The sequence below is a fragment of the Mycobacterium shunyiense genome (assembly GCF_058270075.1).
Genome location: NZ_JBZDPU010000040.1, coordinates 877927 through 901898 on the forward strand (window position 1 = coordinate 877927; position 23972 = coordinate 901898).

Sequence of the window (23972 nt, forward strand, 5' to 3'; positions counted from 1 at the left end):
AGGTGAGCTTCGAGGTTCCGCCGGACGCCTATGCGCGATTCATGGGCCGGTACGCCGAGCCTCTTGCGAAGGTCTTTGCGGCGTTTTCCGGGGTGAACGCCGGCGACAACGTACTCGACGTCGGTTGTGGGCCGGGTGCACTGACGGCGCATCTGCTGTCGGTCGGAGCCCGGGTCTCGGCAATCGATCCGTCACCCCCGTTCGTCGTCGCGATCCGTGCGCGCTTCCCGGATGTCGACGTGCGCGAGGGCACGGCAGAGGAATTGCCCTATGGCGCGGCTGCCTTCGATGCGGCCCTCGCCCAGTTGGTGGTGCACTTCATGACGGATCCGGTGGTCGGCATCGGGCAGATGGCCCGCGTCACGCGGCGTGGCGGAATCGTCGCAGCATGCGTGTGGGACGGGCCGACCGGCGCACTGGCACCATTCTGGGAGGCCGTTCACCTGATCGAACCTGACGCCGAGGACGAAGCGCTACTTTCCGGTGCTCACCGAGGGCAGCTGACCGAGATATTCGAGGCCGCCGGACTGCGTGACGTGCAAGAGCGTCCGATTGCCGCCGATGTGGTGCATCCGACGTTCGAGGAGTGGTGGGAGCCATACACATTCGGTGTCGGCCCGGCTGGTGACTATGTTCAGAGCCTCGACGACGCCCATCGTGCTCGACTCGAATCGGTGGCGCGCGAACATCTCGGCAGTGGCCCCTTCACGGTTACCGCCACCGCGTGGGCCGCGCGCGGGACGGTCTGACCGGAACCGGTGACGCTCTAGCGGTCAGAACAGCTTGCGCGCCAGCTTCCAGGCCCGGTCGCTGTAGGGCGGGTACAGCATCTTGGACAGGTCAGGCCGGGCGGGTTTGGTGAGCACCGTCTTGGAATGGCTGAACTCCTGGAAGCCCCATCGCCCGTGGTAGGCGCCCATCCCGGAGTTGCCGACGCCACCGAACGGCAGTCGGGTGGTCGATGCCTGGAATGCCACGTGGTTGATCAGCATTCCGCCTGCCGACACCTCGGACACCACGCGATTGCGGACCGCGCGGGATCGGCTGAAGAGGTACGCGGCAAGAGGTTTCGGCCGAGAGTTCACGAAATCGATGGCGTCGTCAACGGAATCGACGGTCACCACCGGCAGGATCGGCCCGAAGATCTCCTCGGTCATCAGCGGTTCTGAAGGGGAGGGATCGAGGACCACGGTCGGCTCGACGGTGAGTGATGAGCGGTCGAGCCCGCCTCCGAAAGCGATCTCCCCGCGCGTTTCGATCAGGTACTCACTCAGTCGCTCAAGGTGGTCGAGGTTCAAGACGCGCATGCCTTTTGGCTGGTCCACCCGCTGACGAACCCAGGCATCGCACAGCCCGTCGACGAATCGCTCGGCGACGTCGCGGTGAGCGAGCACATAGTCAGGGGCGACGCATACCTGGCCGGAGTTGATGAGCTTGGTCCACGCGACCCGGGAGGCTGCGACATGGACGTCGCAGTCGTCGGCGAGGATCACCGGGCTCTTGCCGCCCAATTCCAGAGTGACGGGTGTCAGATGTCGCGCTGCCGCCGCGAGAATCTTGCGGCCGGTCTCGGCGCCACCGGTGAACAAGATGCGGTCGAATTCCTGTTTGAGCAACAGCTCGCTGGTCGAGCGTGCGCCTTCGACCACGGCGATGGCATCGTGATCGAGATAGCGCGGAACAAGCTCGGCCAGCAGTTGCGATGTTCGTGGTGCGAACTCAGAAGGCTTGATCAGTACGGTGTTTCCCGCCGAAATGGCGCCGATGGCGGGCCCGAGCGTCAGAAGGTAGGGCAGGTTCCAAGTCCCGATGATCAGGACGGTTCCGTAGGGTTCGTACTCGACCCAGCCCCGTCCCGGCAACTGGGGCAACTCGAGCATCCTCCGGTCGCGGCGCATCCAACGCTTGACATGCTTTGCGGCGTAACGGGCTTCGGCCACCGTGCCCGCGATATCGGTCAACCAGGATTCGAAGGGCGCGCGGCCGAGATCTGCCGACAGCGCATCGATGATCTCCGTCTCGTTGTCGGTCATCATCTGTGCGAGTCGGTTCAGCTGATCTGATCGCCATTGCGCCGATCGCGTCCGGCCGCTGTCGAAGGTGGCCCGCAGGGTCTTGATGATTCGACTGATGTAGACCTCGGTCGCCTCGTCATCGACCGCTGCGTCGTTGCCGTTCCTGGATGTTGTTCCCGTCATCGCTGCCCCCGGTGAGTGAATATGTATTCACATAGATTCTCGACAGTGTGTTCTATTTCCACTATCAGACCTGATAGAGACCCGTATCTATCAAGAATGGACATTAACATAATGCCGCGTGCGGGGGAACCGTGTGCAGGCCGGGCACCACTCTTGCCCGATTGATCCGGGCGGGCTCGTTGATCCGAGGAATCGACTGCCCGTCGGGCCATGTCGGTCTCAGTCGACGATTACCGAGACTTCGTCACCCAGTCGGTAGCCCACGGCCAGGGGCAATTGATCGCCGCTCCAGAACGAGCCGGGATCGAACCAGTTGTAATGCTTCTCGGTGGTCAGCAGGCCCATCTCCTCGTAGGTGATGGCCACGGTTTCGGCGCAGTAGGCGGTCTCCAGCCCGACCTGGCGGCTGCGCGCCTTCTTGCGGTCGGCTGACTCACGAACCTTCTTGTGCACAAAGGGAATTCCGCGGGTGAAGTCGCTGACGATCGGTACCCGCCCGCGCAGCCAGCGTCCGGTCAGTCGCGCGGTGGTGGGGAAGGCGGTGCCGTTCATCCGGGCGATCACCTTGAGCAGCTGGTCTTCCTGCTCGCGCGACGCGAAGGGGGTGAGCTGACGCAACCAGCAGCGTTGCCCGTAGCTGTGCGCCCATCGTTCGACGACTTCGCGGGCATCGTTGAGTTGCACCCCGCGGTGGTTGGTGCCGGTCCATACGTCGAGCATCTTGTCGCCGAGTTCGGCGTGCCAGATCAGCGGAGGCAGGTCATCGATGGCCACCGTCATCCCGACGTGGTTGACCGGGCTGTTGGTGAGGGTCTGGATCGCCCGGTCTGGTCCGGAGCCGCCGCGGAACAGCCAGATATCACCGGTCCGGGTCTCCTCGAGCGCCTTGGTCAACGACACGGTGTTCGCTTTCACAAGCGCAGCTTATGCACACTGGGTGCATGCGAAGCATGTGGAAGTGGGTGGGACTGGCCGGTGTCGCCGGGGTCGTGGCGGGCGGCGTCATGGTTGCGCGTGATCAGCGCCGCCGAAATGCGTACACCCCGCAGGATATTCGCGAGCGTCTGCACCAGCGATTGGCCGAGGCCGAGCACGGCGAGCCGAAGCGCTGAGTCCTACTGCATCAACTCGGCAATGTCGGTAGGGATCGGTGCGACCGGCTCGCGGCGCACGCCGTGGTGCGGTGACCACACCAGGTTCACCTGCAGCGCAGGGTCGAGATCGGGGTAGTCGGAACGGATGTGACAGCCCCGGGTCTCGCGTCGTTCCAGCGCGCACTCGAGCGTGGCACGGGCAGAAAGCACTGCAGACCGGAGGTCGAAGGCGTGTGCCAGGTCCGCGAAGCCGCTGATGTCGGTGTGCACACCCACGTCGGCCATGCGTGCCTCGATCTCCCCGAGCGCTGCCAATCCGGAGAGCAGGCCGGCCTCGTCTCGGACCACTCCGGCGTGCTCGGTCATCAGGTTGCGAACCGCACGCTGCAACCCGCGGATGTTCTCGCTGCCATCGGCGGCCAGCAGTCGGTCGACTCGCGCCTCAGCTTCACGGACCGCCGCCAGTGACCGACGCTGGGCGGTGAGCCGCGCCGAGTAGTCGGCTGCGGCTTGCCCGGTCAGCCGGCCGTAGACCATCACCGCGATCAAGGAGTTTCCGTCCAGCAGGCCTGCGCCGTGCAAGCCGGTGGTGGCTTCGCCGGTGACGAACAGCCCGTCGATCTCGGTGCCGTGATCCTGGGGCCGGTCAGCGATCCCGCCCAACGAGTAGTGCGCGGTCGGGGCCACCTCGATCGGGTCCCGGGTGACGTCGCGCCCCTGGAGCTCCAACACGGTCTGGTAGACCTGCGGCAGTCGGGTCATGACCTTCTCGGCAGGCAGATGCGACAGGTCCAGCCAGACCCCGCCGGGCCGGGTGCCGCGCCCCGCCTTGATCTCGGCGTAGGACGCCATCGCGACCCGGTCCCGACCGGCGCGCTCCAGGTGCTCGGGGTCGTAGCGGGTCATGAACCGTTCGCCGACGGTGTTCAGTAGTAAACCGCCCTCTTCGCACACCGAATCGCTGATCAGCGTCCCTGCCACGTTCTCGGGACCGAGTAAGCCGAACGGCCGGAACTGCACCAGCTCGGCGTCTCGCAACCGGGCGCCCGCCTCGACGGCGAGGCGAAACGAGTCGCCGGTGTTCTCGTCCCGGCGGGCCGATGTCCGGCGCCAGATCCGGGTGTGGCCACCTGTCGCCAGGACGACCGCGTCGGCGTGCACGAGATACCGTGCGCCGTCGACGAGATCGAAGCCGTAGGCGCCGAAGACCGCTCCGTCGTTCACCAGGATCTGAGTCACATAAACCGTCGGGAGGGTCGGGATCCCGAGCCGGACCGCGTGTTCGCGCAGGACGCGTTGCACCTCGCCGGCGTCGGCCTTGCGCCGGTACGGATGGGTCCCGGCGGCCCGGCCTGCGTCGGGTCGCTCGACGCGCATGCCGAAGCGCTCCAGGTCATGGATGCCTTGGGTGGCGCCCTGGGCGACCCGCTGCACGGTGCGAGGATCGGCCAGTAGGCGGCTTTCCAGCAGAGTGTCGGCCGCGTGTTGTTCCCAGCCGTCGGCGGTGTCCAGCGCCGCGTTGATCCCACTGAGGGTCAGACCGGTGTGATCGTCATCCGGTGTGTGCTTGCCCACTGCCGTGACCGCCACCCCGGCCTCGGCGAGTTCGATGGCCACTCGCAACCCGGCGGCCCCGACCCCCACCACCAGGACAGACGTGGCGAGCTGATGTTCGCGGGGTGACATGGAATCTCCTGGGACAGAAGGCCGGTTATAAGTACCGACCGGGCGGTGTCACGGTTTGTGACAATCCCGGTAGATTTCTCGCCAGCCGTGCACACCCGTGCCGCCCAGCCCTGCCAGGAGCCGTACGCATGAGTGCCAGCCCGTTGCCCAACCTGGTTGGCAGGCAACGCGAGTGCACCCAGCTGACCGACCTGCTCAGCGGGCTGCGCCGCGGTGAGTCCGGGGTAGCGGTGATCCGGGGCGAGGCCGGTATCGGGAAATCGGTGCTTTTGGAGTACGTGGCGGCCCAGGCCGCGGGGATGACCGTGACCACCGCCCGCGGGATCGAGGCGGACATGGAGCTGGCCTATGCCGGCCTGCACCAACTCTGCGCACCGTTTCTCAGCACGATCGATGCGCTGCCCGAGCCGCAGCGAGATGCGCTGCGGGTCGCCTTCGGATTGGCGGCGGGGGACCCGCCGGATCGGTTCCTGGTCGGCTTGGCGGTGTTGACCCTGCTCACCCGGGCCTCGGAGGCCAAGCCCGTACTGGTCATCGTCGACGACGCCCAGTGGCTGGATCAGGTGTCGGTGCTGACGTTGGAGTTCGTGGCACGCCGGCTGCTGGCCGAGGCGGTCGCGATGGTGTACTCCGTGCGCGATCCGGAGGGCCACGCGGTGCTCAGGGATCTACCCGAGCTGCGGCTCGGCGGGCTGGATCCAGCGGCGGCGAGCGAGCTGTTGGAGGGCGCCGTGGAGGGGCGGCTGGAGGAGCGGGTACGGGATCGGCTGGTAGCCGAGACCTCCGGCAATCCGCTGGCACTGCTCGAGCTCTACCGCGGCCGCAGTGCCGCCGAGCTCGCCTACGGCGTCGAGACGGGGACTGCGACAATTCGTGAATCGGTGTCGAGCCGCGTCGAACAGGACTTCGCCGACCGCATCCAGATGCTGCCTGCGCAGACCCGAACGCTGCTGTTGATCGCGGCAGCAGAGCCGATCGGGGAGGCGCGGCTACTGGTGCGCGCGGCGGACGCGATGAACATCGCGCCCGATGCCGCGCCCGCGAAGGCGGCCGGTCTGATCGAATTCGGTGAGTCCGTCCGGTTCCGCCACCCACTGGTGCGCTCGGCGGTGTACCGGCAGGCCGATCCCGAGCAGCGCCGGGCCGTGCACCGGGCGCTGGCGGCCGTCACCGACCCGGTACTCGATCCGGACCGGTGTGCCTGGCACGCGGCAGAGGCGGCCGACGGGCCCGACGAGGAGGTTGCGGCGGGTTTGGACCACGCGGCAGGCCGGGCGCGGCAGCGCGGTGGCATGGCGGCCGAGGCGGTTCTGCTGGAACGCGCCACCGAGTTGACCCCGGACCTCTGGCAGCGCGGGCGACGGGCGCTCGCCGCCGCCGAGGCCCATTTCTCGGCCGCCTCCCCGGATCGTGCCACCGAGTTGGCGACCATGGCCAGCTTGTGCCCGCTCGACCCGCTGGACCAGGCCCGGCTGGCGCGTCTGCGGGCCCGAATCCTGTTCGGCCGCAGTCGTAGTGACGAAGCTGCGCCGTTGCTGCTCGACGCCGCCGCGCAATTCGCGGCCGCCGGCTCACCGCTGGCCCGCGAGACGTACCTGGAGGCGATCAGCGCAACGGTCTTCGCCGGCCGGGTCCACGGCGCGGCCGGTGCCAAGGCCGCGGCAGTCGCCGCCCGGGCTTCCGGCGCTCCGCCGTCGAACTCCGCGGCCGCGGACCTGTTGCTCGACGGTGTTGCCACCCTGTTGGCCGACGGTTATGAGACCGGCGTGCCTGCGTTGCGCCGGGCCTTCGAGCCCTTCGCGCAGGAGGAACTGCACAGCCGCGAGGCGACGATGCGATGGCTGCTGCTGGTGCCGGTCGCGCTGGAATCGTTCATCCACTACGGGTGGGATCTGCCCGCGTGGGACTCCTTCGCCACCCGTGCCGTGCGGCTCGCGCGTGACATCGGTGCGCTCGGTGTCTTGCCGCCGGCGCTGATCTACCTGGGCGGCGTCTACATCCACCATGGCGACTTCGCCACGGCGGCCCGCATGATCGACGAGGCCGACGCGATCTCCGCGGCGACCGGACAAACCCCTCACGCCTATGCCTCGCTGGTGCTGGCCGCGTGGCGCGGTGAGGAAGAGGGCGCCGCGGGCCCGATCGCCGAGGCCAAAGCCCGTGCTGCCCAACACGGCGAGGTCTCCCTGCTAGGGGTCGCCGGCTACATCCAGGGATTGCTCTACAACGGCCTGGCCCGGTACGACGAGGCACTCGCGGTCGCCCAGGCGGGCGTCGAGCACGACGGCTACAACTTCACCGGCTTGTCGTTGGTCGAGCATGTCGAGGCCGCGGTGCGGTGCGGTGAGCTCGAGGCGGCTCGGTCATCGCTGGACCGTCTGGTCGAACTGACCCGCGCGGCCGGTTCCGGCTGGGCCCGTGGCATCAGCGCGCGCAGCCGCGCCCTGCTCACCGACGGCGACGAGGCGGACGCGCTGTACCGCACGGCCATCGAGGAACTTGCCCGCGACCGCGTGGTGGTCGAGGTGGCACGCACCCACCTGCTGTACGGCGAATGGTTGCGCCGGAACCGTCGGCGGGCACTGGCGCGGGAGCACCTCCGCACCGCACACCAGATGTTCGATGGCATGGGGGCCACGGCGTTCGCCGAACGGGCGCGGCGCGAACTGCTGGCCACCGGTGAGCACGTGCGAAGCCGGGAAACCGGGCCGACGACCAGTCTGACCCCGCAGGAGGCACAGATCGCCGCGTTGGCCGCCGCTGGAATGACCAACCCGAAGATCGGCGCGGAACTCTTCCTCAGCCCACACACCGTGGAATGGCACCTGCGCAAGGTGTACGCGAAGCTCGGCATCAGCTCCCGCCGCGAGCTGCCGGGTGCCCTGGCACCGTCGGGCTAGCCCCGGTACGTAGCCGGCCCGCGTAGTCCGTGGTGCACACCCCACGGACTCGACCACGCAGTTCCGTGGCGCGACGGAGGCCCCGTGGCATCCAGGGTGGAGGTATGTCGACACCGGATGAACTGGACCTGGCTCTCGACATCTTTCTCACACATCGCACGCGGCTGTTCGGTATCGCCTACCGAGTCACCGGCGAGGTGTGTGGTGCCGAAGACCTGGTCCAGGAGGCCTGGCTGCGGTGGCAGCGCACCGATCGCACGATCGTGGAAAACCCGGCCGCATTTCTGACCACCACCACGACCAACCTCGCGATCAACGTCATCCAGTCGGCCCGGTACCGCCACGAGGCACCGACCGCGTCGCCGTTGGACTACCTGATCGACACCGTCGACGACGAGCCCGTGTCGCGGACCGAACAGACCGCTCTGGTCGAGGAGCTGGTTGCCCTGCTGATGGCGAGGTTGACGCCGGCGGAGCTGGCCGCCTACGTGCTGCGCAAAGGCTTTGAATACGCCTACGTCGACATCGCAGCGCTCCTGCGGACGAGTGTGGCGAACACGCGGCAACTGGTCCGCCGGGCCCAGACCCGGCTCGTTACCGGTGAGCGTGCCTCAGCGGTCCTGATCGCCACGCACCGCCGGCTTGCCAACGCGTTCTTGCGGGCCGCGCGCACCGGCGACCGCCGAGATCTGGAGCGGCTCCTCACCGGCGAGTACGCCGGCTCACGGGCCGCATGAGGGCCGAAACCTCAGGCCGGTTGGCCTGGACCGTCGAGACACCTCGCGTCGAGGAGATGGAGCGGCTCGACGGAACCCGGGGACGGCTTGTCGGCCGGCGATGGGAGCGCACCACTCTCGACGACATGGTCACGGCGGTGGCGGGCGGTCGCAGTGCAGCACTGGTGCTGCGGGGCGAGGCAGGTATCGGCAAAACCGCGTTGCTCGACTACGTGGGCGACGATGCGCCCGGTTGCCAGGTGGTGCGCATCGCGGGGATCGAGGCGGAGTCGGAGCTGGCTTTCGGCGGGCTGCACCGGCTGTGCGAGCCGTTTCGGGAACATTTCGACCGGCTGCCTGTCCCACAGCGGTCGGCGCTCGAAACGGCGTTCGGGCTCAGCGCGGGCACTCCCGCGGACCGGTTCCTCGTCGGCCTGGCAGTCCTGAGCCTGTTGGCGGAGGCGGCGGCGCGGCAACCCGTGGTGTGTCTGATCGACGATGCGCAATGGTTGGATCGGATTTCCGCTCAGATCTTGTCGTTCGTCGGTCGCCGGCTGCTGGCCGAGCGGGTGGTGCTGCTCTTCGCGGTACGTGAGCCCGTCGTGGGGGATGCCCTGACGGATCTACCCGCGCTGCGGATCGAGGGCCTGGGCGATCACGACGCCCGGACTCTGCTGGCACGGGGCTGCCCGGGCCGCGTCGACGACCGGGTGCTCGATCGTATTCTGGCCGAGTCCCAGGGGAATCCGCTTGCACTCCTGGAACTTCCACGTGAGGTGACTGCTGCGCAGCTGGCCGTGGCTGCCGACGGGCTCGACGACCATTCGCTGGCCGGCCAGATCGAGCAGGGCTTCCGGCGCCGCCTTGGTTCGTTGTCATCCGAGGCCCAGCTTCTGGTGTTGCTCGCCGCGGCTGATCCGGTGGGAGATGTGGCGCTGCTGCGGCGCGCGGCCACACAGTTGGATATCGACATCGTCGCCGCGGGCGCCGAAGCACAGGCCGGGGACCTGCTCACGGTCGGCACCATGGTCCGATTCCGGCATCCACTGGTCCGTTCGGCGGCCTACCGTTCGGCGACGACATCGCAGCGGCGGCATGTGCACCGGGCGTTGGCGGAGGCGACCGACCCCGAACACGATCCCGATCGACGCACGTGGCACTTGGCAAGTGCCGCAGGGCACCCCGATGAGGAGGTGGCCTCCGCACTCGAGCTGGCCGCCACCCGCGCCCGCGCCCGCGGGGGTGCTGCCGCGGCGGCGGCATTCCTCGACCGGGCCGCAGAGCTGACCCCTGATCCGCATCGACGTGGCTCCCGCGCGTTGGCCGCTGCGCAGGCCAAGAGCGAAGCAGGTGAGTTCGGCGAGGCTCTTGAACTGCTCGACGACCTCGCGACGCTGCCGTTGAACAAGCGTGAGCATGCCCTGGCCGAACTGGTGCGCGGACGAAGTCTCTTCGCCTTCCGCAGTGCCAGCGCGGGCCTGCCCTCACTGCTCGCTGCTGCCAAACAACTTGAGCCAGTTGACCGTGGTCTCGCGACCGAGACCTACCGCGACGCGTTCTACGCCGCCCTCACCGCCGGCAGATTGCCCGATGAGGTCGGCGTGGAGCAGGTGGCGGCTGCGATCCTGGCGATGCGGCGGCCCACGGACCCGGCTTGCTCAGATCTGCTCCTGGAAGGCGTTTCCCGGATCACGGTTGCGGGTTACGCACGGGGGGCGCCGCTGGTTCATCGTGCCCTCGCGGCCTATCGAACAGGCGAATTCTCCCCAGCGGACGGGCTGGGCTGGCTGCCCTTGGCGTGCCGATTGGCGCACAACACTTGGGAATTCGACGCCTGGTCCACGCTGTCGGCCAGGCTGGTCGAGCTTGCTGTGGACGCCGGCGCACTTGCCGTCCTGCCGTCGGCGCTGCTGCTGCGGCTGTCGAACCGCGTCTATGCAGGTGACCTGGCGGCCTCCGACGCGCTGGTCGCTCAGGCGGCAACGTTGGGCGAGGTCACCGGAAGCAGCTTTTTCGCGCACTACGGCGCCGTGGTCGTCGAACCGTGGCGCGGTGACGAGACACGCACGCGGCAGGCCATCGACCTGATCACCTCCGACCCGTTGCTGCGCAGCGAGGGAAAGGCGCTGACGGCGACGGAATGGGCGGCCGCGGTGCTGTACAACGGGCTCGGCCGGTATGACGAGGCCCTCGCTGCGGCCCGCCGCGGGTCCGCCTACCCGCAGGAGCTTGGACTCTCAACCTGGTCGATGGTCGAGTTGGTCGAGGCGGCAGCAAGATTGGGCCTTCCGGCCGAGGCGGCCGAAGCGGTGCGACACATCGAAGACATTGCTGCGGTGAGTGGTACCGATTGGGTGCGCGGCACAGCGGCCTATGTCAGCGCGCTGGTGGCAGACGGCCCGGTCGCCGAGCAACGCTATCGCGATGCGATCGAGCTTCTCGAGCGTACGGGCGTCCGAATGCTCACTGCACGGGCCTATTTGGTGTATGGCGAGTGGCTGCGGAGCGAACAGCGACGGGGCGAAGCGCGGGAACGCCTCCGCCAGGCATACACCCTGCTGAGCGACTTGGGCGCCGACGGGTTCGCCGAGCGGGCCCGCCGGGAACTCGCCGCCGCGGGGGCAGCGACTTCGGCCAGGGCAACGGGCCGGCGGGTGGTCGACGCCGCATCGCTCACCGCGCAGGAGATGCAGATCGCCCGGCTCGCCGCCGACGGACTGACCAATTCGGAGATCGGCGCGCAACTGTTCATCAGCGCTCACACCGTCGAGTGGCACCTGCGAAAAGTGTTCGGCAAGTTGGGTATCCGTTCCCGTCGGCACATCGCGGCGAAGCTGGGGAAGTAGAGGCTGTCACAAAATCGGCTGCTGTTCGGTCGATATGTGTATGTGGCGGAAACCTTTTCACGATGCGGGCGCGCGTGTCCTGATCGGACGCGATGCCGAATGCCGGGTTCTGGAGGATCTGGTCACGGGAATGCGGAGCGGAGGCAGGGTGCTGGTGCTGCGCGGACAGCGCGGCGTCGGGAAGACCGAACTGCTGAACCACCTTCTCGAGCGGGTCGGGCACTATCGATCGGTACGGGTGACCGGAGTGTCGTTGGATATGGACCTCGACTTCGCCGGTCTACAGCAGTTGTGCCGACCGCTGCTCGGCCACCTCGCCGGGCTGCCGGAAGACCAACGCGACGCACTGGTGGTGGTTCTGGGACTCGGATCCGGTGCGCCGCCGACCGAAAAATTGGTGCAGTCAGCGGTTTTGAATTTGCTGACCGCCGCCTGCCGCGATGAACCGCTGGTCTGGGTTCTCGACGACGCACATTGGCTGGACCCTGCGACGCTGGCCGTTCTGGCCGCTGTGGCGAGGCGGTTGACCACCGAACGGGCCGGGCTGGTGTTCGCGACCCGTGACCTCGGGGTAGACGTGCTGAGCGGGTTGCCCGAGCGCATGATCGGCCCGTTGTCGGATGAGCATGCGCGAGACCTGCTGGGCACGGTGATGATGACCCGACTCGACCCGCGCGTCAGCGATCGGATCATCGCCGAGACCCGGGGTAATCCGCTTGCGTTGGTTTCACTTCCGCATGATCGTGCCGCCGCAGAACTTGCCGGGGCGCTGCGCCGCGGCGACACCCCGTCGGGGGTCAAAAGAATCGAGCTCGACTATGTCGAGTTGATTCGCGCGCTGCCCGAATCGACTCGGCAGCTGCTCCTCGCCGCTGCGGCCGAGCCCGTCGGTGATGCCGCTGTGTTGGGTCGCGTCGCGGACCGGCTTGGGATCACTGCCGACATGCTGGCGCCCGCGGTGGTCGCCCGAGTGATCGAAATCGACTCCGATGTGCGGTTTCTGCACCCCCTGGCCCGGTCGGCCGCTTACCACGCTGCCGACCCGTCCGCACGCCGCGAGATGCACCGTGTACTGGCCGAAGTCACCGATGTCGAGATCGATCCGGACCGCCGGATCTGGCATATCGCCAACGCCGTGACGTGGCCCGACGATGAGGTGGCAGCGCAACTGGAAGTCGCTGCCGGTCATGCGCACGCGCAGATCGGTATGGCCGTTGCCGCAACATTTCTCGAGCGGGCCGCGGTCCTGACATCGGTTCCGGAACTTCGCTGTGACCGCGCGCTGGCCGCAGCGCGGGCCAAGCTCGATGCCGGCGCCTTTTCCGATGCCGACACGTTGCTCGGCGTGGCAGGCCTGGCACCGATGACCGGCCTGCAGCGGGCACGAGCCGCGCGGTTGTCCGCGCAGATGGAGTTCGCCAAGCGGCGCAGCGGCGACGGCGCGGCGGCTTCGTTGAGTGAGATAGCATCCCGGATGAGTGATGCTGCAGTCGAATTCGAGCACTTCGACGCTGAAGTGAGCCTTGAGACGCATCTCGAAGCTCTCGCTGCGGCGATGTACGCAGGCCGGCTCGGAGATATCCCGGCCGTGGCGCGGACGGCCGAGACCGCGCGGTGCGGTATCGAACGCCTATCCACCGGTTCTGGGCCGGTGGGCACCGTGTTGCGGGGCATGACGGCTCAGATCACCGGTGTTCCGTATGCCGGGGAGGGATTGCCGGCGGCGGTGGAGAGGCTGGGCGCGCATCGTCTCGATGCCGATTCCCCGGCGTCGCGGTGGATGGTGCCCGCGCTGCCTCTCATCCAGCAGTCCACGGCCTATGAACTATGGGATGACGGGTTGGTGCACCGGCTCTCCACGGCGGCGGTGCGACGAGTCCGGGCGTCCGACGCGTTGGCGCTGCTTCCGGAGACCCTGGCCTACCGGGCCGTCGTGCACATGTTGGCCGGCGAGCTCGTTTCCGCCGAAGCCCTTCTGACGGAGGCTGATTCGACCTTTCTGTCGACCCGCTACTACTCACCGCTGCGCTATCACTCTCTTGCGCTGGATGCGTGGAAGGGTGATCCGGAAGATCTCGATGCGCTCAAGGCTGGTGCCGAGGCGGCATCGGCCTCTGGGGAAGGCCGGGTGCTGGGCCTGGCCCGATATGCGACCGCCGTGCTCTGCAATGGTCTGGGCCGCTATGAGGAGGCGTTCGTCGCGGCCCAGCAGGCTGCCGAGTATGAGGACCTCGGACTGTACGGCTGGTATCTGGTCGAACTGATCGAGGCGGCGACCCGCATCGGCAACATCGACGCTGCGCAGGAGGCCTGCGGGCGCCTTACCGAGCGTTTATCGGTTCGCGACACGGATTGGGCTCTGGGGACTTTGGCGGGTGCACGGGCTCTGGTGGCCGACGATGGAGATGCCGAGGCTCACTACCGTGAAGCGATCGACCGGTTGGGGCGTACCCGCATCAGGGTCCACCTGGCCCGGGCCCATCTGCGCTACGGAGAATGGCTGCGCCGTCGGAAGCGCCGGTCGGCGGCCAAGGAACAGCTCACCATCGCGCACGACATGTTCCGCACCTTCGGTGCCCGGGCTTTCGCTGATCGTGCCGGGCGCGAGTTGATCGCGAAGGGCGAGCGCGCGGGCCGGCGGCCGGTCGCCGGCGGCGACGTCCTGACGGCTCAGGAGGCACAGATCGCGCGGCTCGCAGCAGCCGGACTGACCAACGCTGCGATCGGAGAGCAGCTGTTCATCAGCACCCACACGGTCGAGTGGCACCTGCGGAAAGTGTTCGCCAAGCTCTCGGTTACCTCTCGTCGGCAACTTCGGGGCTTGTCGGACAGCCTCGCTCACCAGCCTTCGGTAAGTACCCGGTCCAGGGTGTCGGCGTAGAAATCGGCCGCTTCGATGTCGATGCACAACGGCGGCTTGGTTTTCAGGATGTTCTGGTGGTCGCCGGTCGGCTGGATGATCACCCCGAGTTCGAGCATCCGATCACAGATGAGGGCCGTTTCCTCGGTGGCCGGCTCGAGGGTGTCGGGATCGCGGATCATCTCGACGCCGAGGTACAGGCCGACGCCATGGACGGTGCCGATGATCGAGTGCCGCTCGGCCAGTTCCTCCAGTCGCGACTTCAGATGAGCGCCGACGCGGGACGCGTTGCCTTGCAGGTCTTCGTCGTTCAGCACGTCGAGCACCGTCATTCCGATCGCGCATGACAGTGGACTGCCGCCGGTGGAGGAGAAGAAGTAACCCTGGCTGCGGAAGGCCTCGGCGATGGCGCGGCTGGTGACCACCGCCCCCAGCGGATAACCGTTACCGACCGATTTGGCCATCGACACAATGTCGGGGACCACTCCCTGTTGGTCGAAGCCCCAAAACCATTCGCCCAGACGACCGTAGCCGACCTGGACTTCATCCGCGACCGCGTATCCGCCCGCCCCGCGCACCGCCGCGTAGACCTGCTCCAGGTATCCGTCGGGTAGGGCCATGCCGCCGGCATTGCCGTATACCGTCTCGCAGATGAACGCGGCCGGGGCGCGCCCCTCGGCGATCAACTGGTCGATCTGGGCCACCGCGTCCACCGCGTATCGCCCGACCTCACTACCGCGGTACTTGCCGCGGAAGCTGTTGGGCGATTCGACGGTGTGCACCCAATCCGGCCGGGTGGTGAGCGCATTCGGGTTGTCCGCGGTAGAGGTCGACACGGCGTCGGTGCCGTACGTCCAGCCGTGATACGCCTCGCGCATCGCCACCACATCGGGGCGCCCGGCCGCTGCGGTCGCCAACCGCAGCGCCAGGTCACTGGCCTCAGATCCGGAGTTGACCAGAAATACCGTGTCGAGCGGATCTGGCAGGAGCTCGGCCAGGCGTTCGCTGAATTCGACGACGGAGGCGTAGTTGAACCGTGAGTTGGTGTTCAGCTTGCGCAGCTGCCGGGCTGCTGCCGCCGCGACCCGCGGGTGCGCGTGGCCCAACACCGTGACGTTGTTGACCATGTCCAGATAGCAGCGTCCGCTGGTGGACATCAGGAAGTGTCGCCAGCCCCGTTCGATTCGCGGCGGTCGGCGGTAGTAGTGCTCCTGTACGGGTGCGAATGCGCGGTCGCGCCGGACCATCAGATCGGGCTCGGAATCATCGGCGGATAGTGGCGGTAATCCCAGCAGCGGCCGTGGATCTCGGCACAGTGCCAGCCAGCCGGGAGCGAGTGCGGGCGTGGTCAGATGCGGTGCCACCGGCGCGCCGACGGGCCGCACTGCGAGTTCGACACGTCGACTCGGTGCGGCCACGCCCATCCCGTCTCCCGAACCGGCGCTCACTCCGGTCAAAGTCAGCTCGAAGTCGGTGCCGCGGAACGTCACCGCAGAGGCTGAGCGATCGACGATCTCACCGCTGAAAGGCACTACCAGCGGGGTGGATTCAGCAGCCCACATACTGATTCCGGTCGGCACCACGGCCGGCTCGTCCTGGCTCAACGCGGGAGCCTGCGCGATCCGCGGTTGTCCGTACCGGGTCACCACCAGGGCGGCGCCGTCGGCCAGTGCGGCCCTGGCCAATTCGTCTTCGATATCGGGTTTCACCCAGCCGCCGGCCGTGAAGGCGTCGCTCAGATCATCGGACGTCGCACCCAGATCCAGCGTCACCACCGGCCCCGGCACGGTGAGCATCGGCCGGTCAACCGGAACCGGCTCGGGCGGTGCGGCCAGCCCGAGGTCGGCCTTGATCAGCGCCGTCATCACGTCCATCGGCACCGAGGTGGCGGACTCGAACATCTGCCACTCGCCGTCGGACTGCTCGGTGAGGTAGTCGTTGTCCGGGTCGAAACCGGCCTGATGTGCTCCGCTGACGATCAGCACCGCGGTGCGCAGTACCAGCAACGGCCACAACGCTTCTGCCTCGGTAACGCTCAAGGGTCGGATGGCATGGAAGGCTCGGATGCCGGGCAGCACGGCCACCGGGTCGGCTCCGGGATGTTGCAGTACCGAGGACAGTGTGATGGCCAGTTCGCTCACGGCCCAACTGTCGGCCAGATCGCCGAGATCGATGATGCCGTCGGGGTGCACGGTACCGCCGACGCCGCGGGAGACCACGACATTGGCGTCGGTCAGGTCCATGTGCACGGCTTGCCGGGGCAGTGCGTCGGCCAGTGGTGCGATGCGGGCCCACGCCGCATCGGCCGCAGTCTCCAGGCGGGTACGTGCAGCATCGTCGTCGACGTGGACTGCCAGGTGGGATACCACCTCGGCGCCGTAACGCAGGTCCCACTGCAGGATCCGGTCCAGGCCGGGATGGCTGAAACCGGCCAATGCTCGGCTGACCCGTCCGGCCAGTGCACCCAGTTCGGCGACCGTGGCCGGCGGCAGGTAGCCGGACTCGATGAGGGTTCCGCCGGGCAGGTGTCGCAGCAGTCGCACGTAGGCGGTGTCGTCGGTCCGGTTCAGGCCCAGACCGGTTACCGCGGTGAGCTTTTCGCCGCACTGATTGGGCAACGGCTGCGCCACGCGCAAATTCGGTTCGGCTGCTGCGATCAGGTCCGCGGCCAACTCCTGAGCAGTCAGCTCGATCTCGTTGAACGCGGGGTTCGCGATCTTCAGCACCCCGGTGATCGCGTCGTCGCCGTCACCCACCAGGAAATTCTTATCCTGCTGGCTGCCCAGGGATTTCACACTTGCCCGTAGGCCGAAATGGGTGGCCAGGATGTCGCGGGCGGATGATTCGCCGACCTGAGGTGCGGGCAGCTCAGGCTGGCGCAGAAAGTTGAAGCCTACGGTGTCGCGGGTGGCGCTCACCGCCCGACGAACTCCACGACGACCTCGGTGAATGCGTCGTTGTCGTCCCCGGCGGCGGTGTGCCCCGCATCGGACAGCTCGACGAACTCGGCGGCAGGCACCTTCTCCAGAAAGTCCTGCACGCCCTCGGGGCTGACCACATCGGAGAGCTTGCCGCGGATCAGCAGGATCGGGATGGTCAGGTTCATCGCGGCTGATTCCAGCTTGTCCACCCGGGCGAACGGATCGTCCTCGGGCTTGGTGAGGAAGGCCGGATCCCAGTGCCAGTACCAGCGCCCGTCGCGCTGCCGCAGGTTCTTCTTCAGCCCCTCCGGGCTGCGCGGCTTCGTGCGGTGGGGCAGGTAGGCGGAGACCGCCTCGGCAGCCTGTTCGAGGGAGTCGAAACCGTCCACGTTGGTGAACATGAAGTCGCGGATACGCGCGCTACCGCTCTTCTCGAACCGGGGCACCACATCGACCAGCACGAGTTTGGTGACCAGCTCCGGGCCGGCCTCGTGGGACGCCAGGATGCTGGTCAGCCCGCCCATGCTGGCCCCGATCAGCACCACCGGCCGGCCGACTTGATACAGCACGTGCTGCACGTCGGAGCTCAGCGCTTCCACCGAATAGTTCGCGCTGGGGGAGCGGTCGCTGTCGCCGTGACCACGCGCGTCGAGCGCGATCACGTGCAGGCCGTCGTCGGCCAGGATCTGCCCGGTGTTCTTCCAGGAGTACCGGTTCTGCCCGCCGCCGTGAAGTAGCAGAACCGTAGGTCGGCCAGCAGCGGACGCGGCGTCGCGGTTCCATTCGTCGCCGACCAGATTCAGATCGTCGACGCCCCGGAACGTGACGATGCTTGACTCGCTGTGCGCGGTTTTCCCGGTGCTCACGGACATTCCTCTCGGCAGGCCCCGGAAGTCACGTTACCCAGGGGTGTTTTCGTCGCATCTGCGACCCGTGCAAGCGGGCCGTTTCTAGAATCGTCAATCGTGCGGATTGATCCAGGTATCGAGCCGGATGACGCGGCGCGGGACGCCGCCGAGCGCCGCGCGATCATCAGGGCCGCCTTCACCTGCCTGGCCGAGCCCCACACCGGTGCCGTGCCGATCGCATCGGTGCTGGCTCGCGCCGGGCTGTCCACCCGGGCCTTCTATCGCCACTTCGAATCCAAGGACGCGTTGTTCCTGGCCATGCAACAGAGCGCGGGCAGGGCGTTGGGTCGCAGGCTCGACGAGATCGCCGACGACACCGATGGTGCGCCCGCACAACAGCTCGAGCAGTGGATCAGGGTGTCGTTCGACGTGATACACGACGCGCGACTGCGCGGGCAGGCGTTGGTTCTGGACCTGGAGGAGGTTCGCTCGGCCAAGGGCTACCTCGCCGGGCAGGAACAGTGGCGGATCGACCGCGAACGGTCGCTGGCAGCTCTCCTGCGCCGCGGTCTGGACGACGCGTCGTTTCCGCTGACCAGGCCGGAGCGGGATGCCGCGGCCATCCGCGCAGTGGTCAGCCATGAGCTGTCCCGGCTGGGAGCCGACGGGGATTGGGAGGGTGCGTGCGCCGCCGCGGTGGACTTTGCGCTGCGTGCGGTGGGGGCGCGCATCACGTGCAGAGAGCCCGGTAGCACGTAAGGGCGGCCGCCCGAGAGGCGTATCCGGGACTGCCGGTACCGCTGATGACGGTGTGACCGGTGCCACGTACGTTGGACCGCACGCGTGCTGTCGCACGCGCGATACCGCAGTGCCACCGAGGAGCAGATGTATGGCAGACGACAGCGCCGACGCCGAGTCGGTCGAGCCGACCGAGGCCGAGGAGCCGAGCCCGTCCGCCCCAGAACCCGACGCCGAGGCTGTCGAACAAACCGACGAGGACGCCGACGGTGAGGTCGCCGAGGAAGAGTCGGACGAGGCCGAGCACACGGCCCCCGAACGACGCCGGTCCCTGCGCCCGAAGATTGTGTCGGTTGTCGGCGGCGCGTTCGTCGTCGCGCTCGTGGCGCTGACCGGTTGGCTGGGCTTTGACTACTACCAGGTCCATCAGGAACAGCAGCGACGTGACATGTTCCTGGAAACTGCCCGCCAAGGCGCGACCAACCTGACAAGCATCGACTGGGAGCACGCCGAAGACGACGTCCAGCGAGTGCTCGACTCATCGACCGGACGGTTCTACGACGACTTCGAGAAACGTTCGAAGTCCTTTCTGGACGTGGTCAAACAGATCAAGTCGAAGTCGGTGGGCACGGTTACCGCATCGGCTCTGGAGTCCTACTCGGAGGACAAGGCGGACGTGCTCATGTCCGTGACCGTTCGGTCCACGAACGCGGGCGTGCCCGAGCAGGATCCCCAGGTATGGCGAATGGTGTTGACAGTGCAGGATATTGAGGGCAAGGCGAAGGTTTCCAACGTGGAGTTCATCCAGTGAGCGGCCGGCACAAGATGCCGCCGGCGGGGCGTCGTAAGGCCGCAGCCGAATCCGCAGAGATCGCCGAGCCCGTAGCCGCCGAGCCGGTCAACCTGGAGAAGGCGAGCCCCGAGCCCGACAGCGTCGAGTCGGGCAGTGCCGAGTCGGACAGCGTCGAGCCGGACGGTGCCGAGGAGGCGGCGGTCGAGGAATCGGTCGGGCCAGCCGACGAGCCCGTCGTCGCCGACAAGCCCGCCGACGAAGCCGACGAAACCGAAGAAGCTGACGAGGCGGTGGAGCCCGCGGAACGCGCCGAAGAGGCCGAACCGTCCCATCCGCGCGCTCGGGTCAGCCTGCCTGTCGTGCTGGCGATCATCGCCTTGGTGTTGGCGACGGCCTCTGGGGTGCTGCGCTGGCTGACCGTGTCGCAGAACGAAAGTGACACGGCACGAGTCGAATCGGTTCAGGCGGCCAAGGACATCACGGCCCAGATGCTGTCGTATGAGACCGAAACCGTCGACCAACAGCTCACCGCGGCCCGCGACCGGATGACCGGGAATTTTCGCGGTACCTACACAGCGATGATCAACGAGGTGATCCCGGCCGCACACGCGCAGCGGATCGCGGCAGTCGCCGACGTACTGGAGGCTGGGACCGCGACCGCGAAACCCGACCGCGTCGAGTTGGTGCTGTTCGTCAATCAGAGTGTCCAGGTCGGCGACGAAATGCCGAAGAAGCACCCGTCGGTGGCGCGGGTGACGATGGTCAAAGACGGTGGCCAATGGCTGATGTCCGAGTACGAGCCGGTGCCACTGTGACCGAGCCGCGCTGGATCGATGTCGCCACCCCTGCAGTACAACTGCGGGCGTTGGCGTGGGGGCCCGATGACGGTCCGGTGGCGTTGTGCCTACATGGGTTTCCCGACACCGCCTACGGTTGGCGCAAGGTCGCCCCGACCTTGGCGGAGGCCGGCTGGAAAGTGGTGGCGCCGTTCATGCGGGGCTACGTGCCCTCGTCGATTCCTGCCGACGGCAGCTATCACGTCGCTGCGCTGATGGACGACGCGCTGAACCTCTTGCAGGCGGTCGGACCGACGGGGCGTGATGTGATCATCGGCCATGACTGGGGTGCCATGGCGGCAGCGGGAGTGGCTGCGCTGCCGGACAACCCGTTCGCCAGAGCGGTGATCATGTCGGTACCGCCGATGGCCTCGTTCCAGCCGCTGGGACGGGTGCCTGACGCGGGCAAGCTGTTGGCTCAGCTGCCGCGTCAGGCATTGCGCAGCTGGTACATGATGTACTTCCAATTGCCTTGGTTGCCTGAGCGTTCCGCGTCCTGGGTGGTGCCGCGGTTGTGGAAGACATGGTCGCCGGGATACGACGCCGCCGAGGACCTGCGCCACGTCGACGCCGCGATCGGGGCGCCGGACCGCTGGCGCGCCGCGCTGGGCTACTACCGGGCCACGATCCGGATGAGCAAGCCACCGGCCCGGTACGCCGAGCTACACGAGCACTTGGCGTTGCCGCCGGTGCTGCCGTCGCTGTATCTGCACGGTACCGATGACGGCTGTGCCGCACCGGATTACATCCGCTGGGTGCGCGAGGTGCTGCCCGCAGGCAGCGACACCCATGTCGTCGAATCCGGTGGTCACTTCCTGCAACTCGATCAGCCCGACGCCACAGCGGCCCGCATCCTGGACTTCATCGGACGTGCCGGTTAACCGACTCACTGCGGTCGATGCGCAGATGTTCTGGATGTCGTCCAGGATGCCCAACGACACGTTCCTGCTGTACGGATTCGACGGTGTGCCCGTCGATCTGCCCGGGGTGCTCGCCGAGTTGGCTGCCAACGCCCGCACCAGCCCTGACCTCTCGCAGCGGATCGATGACGGCGCACGGCTGCACTACCCGTCCTGGGTACCAGCTCCGGTCGACGAATTCCGGTTCGTGGTACACGATCTCGATCAGCCGACCTGGCTGGGTTGTCTGGCCGCCGTGGGCGAGCTGGTGGACGCTCAACTCGATGCGCAGCTGGCGCCGTGGCGGCTTCATGTCTTCCCCGGCGTCGAGGGGATACCTGGTGTCACTGGTGCCGGCACCGTTGCGGTCCTGCAGATCACGCACGCCCTCGGCGGTGGTGGGCGCACCTGCGGTCCGGCGGCGCTGATGTTCGGTCGTCAGGGAGCGGTTGCACCGGTTGTGCCGGTGTACGGCCACCCGGCGATGCTGCCTTGGCGGAGCATCGAAGCGGCCCGGGCGCACCGGCAGTTGGTGGCCGACACCGAGGCCGGGCGGGTGCCGCCGGCCGCGACACCGCGCCGTCCTTTCCGGACCAACGACCGTCCGACGGGTGTACGGAGTATGCGGACGGTGGTCCGCGATCGGGCGCAGCTCTCGGGCGCCACCGTGACGGTCTGTGCCCTGGCCGGAATCTCCGAAGCCCTGGCCGGGCAGCTCCGTGAGCTCGGGACGGATCCGGCCACTCTCGGTGCCGAGGTGACCATGGCGAAATCCGGTCCTCGCCAGGCCTACAACCATTTCGGCACGGTCGGCGTTGGGCTGCATCCGTCGCTGCCGGTGACGCAGCGCCGCGCCGCGATCGCTGCTGAACTGGCGGCGCGGCGGGAACGCGCCGCACACCCGGCGATGCGGGCCTCGGAACGTGCCTTCGCCGCCACTCCGGCCCTGCTTCTGCGGTGGGGGATCGGCCAGTTCAATCCCGACGCACGTTCGGCGACGGTCACCGGGAACACCGTGGTGTCCAGCGTGAACTGCGGCGCCGCGGATTTCTCGTTCGGAGGTATGCCGGTACGGCTGGCTGCGGCGTTTCCCGGATTGTCGCCGATGGTGGGGCTCACTCACTGCGTGACGGGCGTGGGGGACACCATCTCGATCAGTGTGTTCGGGGCAGAGTCGGCGATCGGGGACGTCGACGGGTATATCGAGCGACTCGAAGCGGCGTTGTGAGTGATCGGCCTAGCGACGCAGCATTTCGATGCCGACATCCAGCGCGGACTCGAGGTAGCTCAGGTCACCGGAGGCCAGCATCACGCTGACCCCGCCCTGGATCCCGGCCAGCAGGGCGGCGCCCACCTTTTCGGCATCCAGATCGGCAGCCATCTTTCCCTGCGACTGCATGTGCCGGATACCTGCTGAGATCTCGTCATGCCATTGCTGCAGTAGGGCTTTGGTGACCGCCTGGGCGCCGGGAGTGGTGCGGCCGATCTCTGACGTCAGCAGACTCAGCGGGCAGCTCTGTCCCTGGCGGCGGTAGCGTTCCACGACCGCGTCGCGCCAGCGCTGCCAGGCGGCCCAGGAGGTCAGCTCACCGAGGTAGGGCTGCTGATCCTCCAGCACCATCTGGGCTTCGCGTTCGGCCACCGCGAGCAGCAGTTGGTCCTTGCCGTCGGGAAAGTAGTGGAACAGCTGGCTCTTGGACGTCTGGGTATGGGCGCGGATATCGTCCAACGTGGTGGCAGCCACCCCGTGGCTGCGGATCACCGATGCGGCACCCTCGACGATGCGGCGTCGGGTGGCCTCGCCCTTGGCGGTCAGTTTCTGGACTTGCAGGTCCATTTTTAGCGGCCTATACCTGGACTCATGAGTCCAAACACTACGCGCCTCCAAGGCCGCACAGCACTTGTCACAGGATCCACCGGCGGCCTCGGTGTCGCCATCGCCAAGGCCCTCGCCGCGCAGGGTGCCTTGGTCATCGTCAGCGGCCGCAACAAGGAACGCGGCGACTCCGTCGTCGCCGAGATCCGTGCCGCCGGAGGGCGAGCCGAGTTTGTCGCCGCCGACCTCGGGGCCGGGGCGGGCGAGGTGCAGCGCCTGGCCCAGCAGGCCCGCGAGGTCGCTGCGGCGGCCGGCGGGCAGCTTGACATCCTCGTCAACAACGCCGGGGTCTGGGGGATGCCCGAACCTACCGGCGAGGTCACCGAGCAGGCGCTGCTGGAGTCCTACCAGACCAACGTCATGGCACCGTTCCTGCTGACCGGAGCGCTGGCGCCGGCCATGGCCGAACGTGGCCACGGCGCGGTGGTCAACGTCGGCTCGATCACGGGACTGATCGGTGGAGACCGCGCGGCGCTGTACTCGTCGACCAAGGCGGCGGTGCATTCGCTGACGAAGTCGTGGGCGGTCGAGTACGGCCCGCGCGGGGTGCGGGTGAACGCGGTGGCTCCCGGCCCGATCGCGACCGAAAGGGCAGCTGACGTGGCCGACGAGATCGGACCGGTGCTGGCCCGCATCCCGTCGCGTCGGATGAGCACCCCCGAGGAGGTCGCCGCGGCGGTGACCTTCCTGGCCGGTGACGATGCCGGAAACATCCACGGCGTGATCCTCAGTGTGGATGGGGGCTGGGCGGCGGCTTAACA

18 protein-coding genes are annotated in these 23972 nt (G+C 67.6%); 12 read left to right on the forward strand and 6 right to left on the reverse strand.

The genetic code is table 11. The features are described 5' to 3' along the window. Positions 1-2: 2 nt before the first annotated feature. The gene (locus AC4ELH_RS34890; protein WP_498889419.1) at positions 3-749 is read left to right on the forward strand and encodes a class I SAM-dependent methyltransferase; all 747 of its coding nucleotides are present in this window, start codon (positions 3-5) and stop codon (positions 747-749) included. A gap of 24 nt (positions 750-773) precedes the next feature. Here the strand turns inward: AC4ELH_RS34890 and AC4ELH_RS34895 are convergent, their stop codons facing one another. Together AC4ELH_RS34895 and AC4ELH_RS34900 are read right to left on the reverse strand one after the other, a co-directional pair. Then, positions 774-2198, reverse strand: coding sequence for an aldehyde dehydrogenase family protein (locus tag AC4ELH_RS34895; RefSeq protein WP_498889421.1), 1425 nt, complete (start codon positions 2196-2198; stop codon positions 774-776). A 219-nt stretch (positions 2199-2417) separates the two neighbouring features. Then, the gene (locus AC4ELH_RS34900) at positions 2418-3098 is read right to left on the reverse strand and encodes a guanylate cyclase (RefSeq protein ID WP_463795133.1); all 681 of its coding nucleotides are present in this window, start codon (positions 3096-3098) and stop codon (positions 2418-2420) included. Positions 3099-3139: 41 nt separating this feature from the next. Here AC4ELH_RS34900 and AC4ELH_RS34905 point away from each other — a divergent pair, with 41 nt between their 5' ends. Continuing rightward, positions 3140-3310: a hypothetical protein gene (locus AC4ELH_RS34905; protein ID WP_110917029.1), complete on the forward strand. Its 171-nt coding sequence runs from the start codon at positions 3140-3142 to the stop codon at positions 3308-3310. 3 nt (positions 3311-3313) lie between these two features. On the opposite strand, the gene AC4ELH_RS34910 is transcribed toward AC4ELH_RS34905, so the two are convergent. Continuing rightward, positions 3314-4978, reverse strand: coding sequence for an FAD-binding protein (locus AC4ELH_RS34910; protein WP_498889423.1), 1665 nt, complete (start codon positions 4976-4978; stop codon positions 3314-3316). Between the two features lie 128 nt (positions 4979-5106). Here AC4ELH_RS34910 and AC4ELH_RS34915 point away from each other — a divergent pair, with 128 nt between their 5' ends. The 4 genes from AC4ELH_RS34915 (at position 5107) to AC4ELH_RS34930 (ending at position 14321) form a co-directional block, all read left to right on the forward strand. Continuing rightward, the gene (locus tag AC4ELH_RS34915) at positions 5107-7878 is read left to right on the forward strand and encodes a helix-turn-helix transcriptional regulator (RefSeq protein WP_498889425.1); all 2772 of its coding nucleotides are present in this window, start codon (positions 5107-5109) and stop codon (positions 7876-7878) included. 104 nt (positions 7879-7982) lie between these two features. Beyond that, on the forward strand, positions 7983-8615 hold the full coding sequence (locus AC4ELH_RS34920; protein ID WP_064882923.1) for a sigma-70 family RNA polymerase sigma factor: 633 nt from the start codon (positions 7983-7985) through the stop codon (positions 8613-8615). Beyond that, positions 8612-11440, forward strand: coding sequence for an ATP-binding protein (locus AC4ELH_RS34925; RefSeq protein WP_498889428.1), 2829 nt, complete (start codon positions 8612-8614; stop codon positions 11438-11440). The genes AC4ELH_RS34920 and AC4ELH_RS34925 overlap by 4 nt, the downstream gene beginning before the upstream one ends. A 40-nt stretch (positions 11441-11480) precedes the next feature. Then, positions 11481-14321 (forward strand): AAA family ATPase, encoded by a 2841-nt coding sequence (locus tag AC4ELH_RS34930; RefSeq protein WP_498889430.1) that lies wholly within the window; start codon positions 11481-11483, stop codon positions 14319-14321. Here the strand turns inward: AC4ELH_RS34930 and AC4ELH_RS34935 are convergent. Continuing rightward, a complete protein-coding gene (locus tag AC4ELH_RS34935; RefSeq protein ID WP_448442331.1) occupies positions 14279-17218 on the reverse strand; it encodes an aminotransferase in 2940 nt (979 codons plus the stop codon). The two genes, AC4ELH_RS34930 and AC4ELH_RS34935, sit on opposite strands and share 43 nt — an antisense overlap. Then, the gene (locus AC4ELH_RS34940; protein WP_448442408.1) at positions 17215-18051 is read right to left on the reverse strand and encodes an alpha/beta fold hydrolase; all 837 of its coding nucleotides are present in this window, start codon (positions 18049-18051) and stop codon (positions 17215-17217) included. Before AC4ELH_RS34940 ends, AC4ELH_RS34935 begins: the two co-directional genes overlap by 4 nt. Positions 18052-18186: 135 nt before the next feature. On the opposite strand from AC4ELH_RS34940, the gene AC4ELH_RS34945 reads away from it, so the two are divergent. The 5 genes from AC4ELH_RS34945 to AC4ELH_RS34965 all read left to right on the forward strand — a co-directional run bounded on the left by AC4ELH_RS34945 (position 18187) and on the right by AC4ELH_RS34965 (position 22563). Continuing rightward, complete coding sequence (locus AC4ELH_RS34945; protein ID WP_448442333.1) at positions 18187-18828, forward strand: TetR/AcrR family transcriptional regulator; 642 nt, start codon at positions 18187-18189, stop codon at positions 18826-18828. Positions 18829-18958: 130 nt separating this feature from the next. Next, positions 18959-19618, forward strand: coding sequence for an Rv1363c family protein (locus AC4ELH_RS34950; RefSeq protein ID WP_448442335.1), 660 nt, complete (start codon positions 18959-18961; stop codon positions 19616-19618). Next, positions 19615-20415: a hypothetical protein gene (locus AC4ELH_RS34955; RefSeq protein ID WP_448442337.1), complete on the forward strand. Its 801-nt coding sequence runs from the start codon at positions 19615-19617 to the stop codon at positions 20413-20415. Before AC4ELH_RS34950 ends, AC4ELH_RS34955 begins: the two co-directional genes overlap by 4 nt. Next, positions 20412-21317: an alpha/beta fold hydrolase gene (locus tag AC4ELH_RS34960; protein ID WP_448442339.1), complete on the forward strand. Its 906-nt coding sequence runs from the start codon at positions 20412-20414 to the stop codon at positions 21315-21317. Before AC4ELH_RS34955 ends, AC4ELH_RS34960 begins: the two co-directional genes overlap by 4 nt. Before the next feature lie 25 nt (positions 21318-21342). Then, positions 21343-22563 carry a WS/DGAT domain-containing protein gene (locus AC4ELH_RS34965; protein ID WP_448442410.1) on the forward strand — a complete coding sequence of 407 codons (1221 nt, stop codon included), beginning with the start codon at positions 21343-21345 and terminating at the stop codon, positions 22561-22563. A gap of 9 nt (positions 22564-22572) precedes the next feature. Here the strand turns inward: AC4ELH_RS34965 and AC4ELH_RS34970 are convergent, their stop codons facing one another. Beyond that, positions 22573-23172 carry a TetR/AcrR family transcriptional regulator gene (locus tag AC4ELH_RS34970; RefSeq protein WP_498889434.1) on the reverse strand — a complete coding sequence of 200 codons (600 nt, stop codon included), beginning with the start codon at positions 23170-23172 and terminating at the stop codon, positions 22573-22575. Between the two features lie 24 nt (positions 23173-23196). Here AC4ELH_RS34970 and AC4ELH_RS34975 point away from each other — a divergent pair, with 24 nt between their 5' ends. After that, positions 23197-23970 (forward strand): SDR family NAD(P)-dependent oxidoreductase, encoded by a 774-nt coding sequence (locus AC4ELH_RS34975; RefSeq protein ID WP_498889436.1) that lies wholly within the window; start codon positions 23197-23199, stop codon positions 23968-23970. The last annotated feature ends 2 nt before the right edge of the window (positions 23971-23972 follow it).